Below are 2,289 nucleotides of genomic sequence, written 5' to 3'. Positions count from 1 at the left end.
CTCCTACACCAACTCCCACAGAAACCCCTACTTCTACATCGACACCAACGCCAGAGACAGCACCTCAGTAAAGGGCGTTGCATAGTTGCGGGATAATTTCGCAACTTCCAAAATTCTCCCCCTGCCTCAAATTATCCCTTGTCCACAACCCCTAAACGCAACGCAATTCACTTGTATTTCGTTGCATCATAGGGTGTACCTCTGTGCATCACCTGGGAGTTGTCCCAAAAAATAATATCTCCTGGCTGCCAAACATGGGAGTAGATTGGTGTACAGTCTAGAACAGTCGCAAACAAATCCTGCCAGAAACGTTTTGCTTCCTCTGGTCTATCTTCAGACAAATGCCAGAACTGACAACTGTCAAATCAGCTTTAGCGATGGCGCTAGTGTGGCGAACACCATCAGCAGTTGTCTAATCGACTGTCCAATAGTCGCCGCGATCGTGGAATTGATTTAATTCACCGCCACCCATTTGCAATGCCTTTTTTAGTCGCTTTTCATCCTGTTGGGGTTGAGCAAACCCATCAATGCGCCGAGTTGCTAATTCATACACTGTGCGGATTTCTGGAGTAATGCCCTTAAACTGTAATTCCTCAGCAGAAGTGAGTTGCTTGACGGCAGATTGCAGAGTTTCGGAAATTGCCGGATCTGTACGGCGATCAACTTCCTCAAACCAGCAAGACTGTCCACACAGGGGGCAAGGAATTGGGTTGTAGACAATTGTGTTTGTGCGATCGCAATTTGGTTGATTAGCTTAAATATGTTAGTCACAAATAATACCAATTATTTAAAATCCGCTACAGATGCAACCTACTAAATGGACATCACCATATTAGGTATCATTACTAACTCCCGGCAGTATGCTTTGTAGATTTCACGAATCTTAGAATATGTATAACTTGAAAAAATATTGACAAATTATCTCAACTGCATGGTATTGTACTGATCATTGTTCTTTAATTATTCACATAGATTTAAAAGGACTAGCTACATGGGAGCAGGCGGAATACGTGAATTGTTTGAAGCAGGCGGTGTTGTCATGTGGCCTCTTCTCATATCCTCGATTTTGGCAATAGCTTTAGCTGCCGAGCGTACAATCTTTTGGTGGAAAATTTATAATCGTCAACAGCGTGTAGCACGAGATGTTTTGAATTTGTACCGTTTAAATAATGTAGTTGGCGCTATAGAAAAACTACGAAAAAATATTGATTTACCCATAGCCCGCATTTTTATTTTTACTTTAGAACTTGAGAACCCGACTCCAGAAGAGTTTCGTTTGGCATTAGAAACTGAAGCCAAAGTTGAGATGTCGTTACTTAAGCGTTTTAATCATATTTTTGACACAATTGTTGGGCTTGCACCTTTACTTGGTCTTCTGGGAACAATATTTGGGTTGATGAAAACTTTTGCATCTTTAAATATTGGTAATCTTGGTGCTACCAATAAAGCTGGTTTGACGGCAGGGATTAGTGAAGATTTAATAGCTACCGCATTCGGATTGTTAGTAGGTATTATGACACTCACATTTGCCAGTATTTTTAGAGGCTTATACCAGAGAGAAATAGAAAGTATTGAGGAGTATGGCGGACACTTAGAACTAATCTACCTTCGTCGTTTTCAACCAACAGAAAAAGCTTATGAAGTTACCCAAAGAACCTAATATCCCGGCACAAATTAATATTGTGCCATTACTTGATGTAGTTTTCAGTCTTTTGACATTTTTTGTTATCTCGACTTTGTTTTTAACTAATTCCGAAGGGCTGCCAGTAAATTTACCTAAAGCTAACACTGGACAACAATCACAAACCTCAGAGAAAATTACAGTTACGATCAATTCACAAGGAGAAGTAAGCTTAAATCGCCAACCAACTACTTTTGATGCTTTGACAGAAAAAATACGTACTTTAGTTGGCAGTAATCAAAATGTATTAGTAGTGATTAATGCCGATGAAAAAGCAAATATGGGGCTGGCGGTAAGTGTAATGGATAAGGTGCGAAAAGTTCCTGGTACAAGGCTGGCGATCGCGACTCAAAGGCAATAAAGCTCTTTATGTTGCCAAAATCCCAACAGCTAAACTCAAACTGAGAAGAGTTTTTAGAGTTTTCAAATATTTCTTATTTAGTTGCTTGGCTTGAAAAAAGTACAAGGCTCATTTATTTGTCACTTTTTCCAGTCGAGCAACGGTGTCTGCGTCAAAATCTGCTGCGTCTGTTGCAATCTGTGCTTTGAATGCTGAGAAGATTTGCAATTGAGTCCGTCGGTGCAAAAGTTAAGTTTTTGCCCCCCTA

5 protein-coding genes are annotated in these 2,289 nt (G+C 40.3%); 2 read left to right on the top strand and 3 right to left on the bottom strand.

Annotated elements, in window-relative coordinates:
- Positions 1-167: 167 nt before the first annotated feature.
- From VE944_RS31150 to VE944_RS31140, 3 genes are all read right to left on the bottom strand, one after another.
- Entirely contained in the window at positions 168-296 is a 129-nt protein-coding gene (locus tag VE944_RS31150; protein ID WP_324986760.1) for a TauD/TfdA family dioxygenase, read from the bottom strand.
- A 116-nt stretch (positions 297-412) separates the two neighbouring features.
- The gene (locus VE944_RS31145) at positions 413-553 is read right to left on the bottom strand and encodes a hypothetical protein (protein WP_324986757.1); all 141 of its coding nucleotides are present in this window, start codon (positions 551-553) and stop codon (positions 413-415) included.
- Positions 541-771, bottom strand: a complete 231-nt coding sequence (locus VE944_RS31140) for a hypothetical protein (protein ID WP_324986754.1) — start codon at positions 769-771, stop codon at positions 541-543. Before VE944_RS31140 ends, VE944_RS31145 begins: the two co-directional genes overlap by 13 nt.
- Before the next feature lie 220 nt (positions 772-991).
- On the opposite strand from VE944_RS31140, the gene VE944_RS31135 reads away from it, so the two are divergent.
- The gene (locus tag VE944_RS31135; RefSeq protein WP_324986751.1) at positions 992-1,660 is read left to right on the top strand and encodes a MotA/TolQ/ExbB proton channel family protein; all 669 of its coding nucleotides are present in this window, start codon (positions 992-994) and stop codon (positions 1,658-1,660) included.
- Complete coding sequence (locus tag VE944_RS31130) at positions 1,638-2,042, top strand: ExbD/TolR family protein (protein WP_324986748.1); 405 nt, start codon at positions 1,638-1,640, stop codon at positions 2,040-2,042. The genes VE944_RS31135 and VE944_RS31130 overlap by 23 nt, the downstream gene beginning before the upstream one ends.
- Positions 2,043-2,289 lie beyond the last annotated feature (247 nt).

It is taken from the genome of Nostoc sp. (assembly GCF_035638895.1).
GTDB lineage: Bacteria > Cyanobacteriota > Cyanobacteriia > Cyanobacteriales > Nostocaceae > Nostoc.
Note: the sequence above shows the minus strand (reverse complement) of the source record. Positions and strands in the feature narration are given on the sequence as shown.

Coding starts and splice junctions, on each gene's coding strand:
- VE944_RS31130 (WP_324986748.1), top strand. CDS start 1,638: ATGAAGTTACCCAAAGAACCTAATATCCCGGCACAAATTAATATTGTG.
- VE944_RS31135 (WP_324986751.1), top strand. CDS start 992: ATGGGAGCAGGCGGAATACGTGAATTGTTTGAAGCAGGCGGTGTTGTC.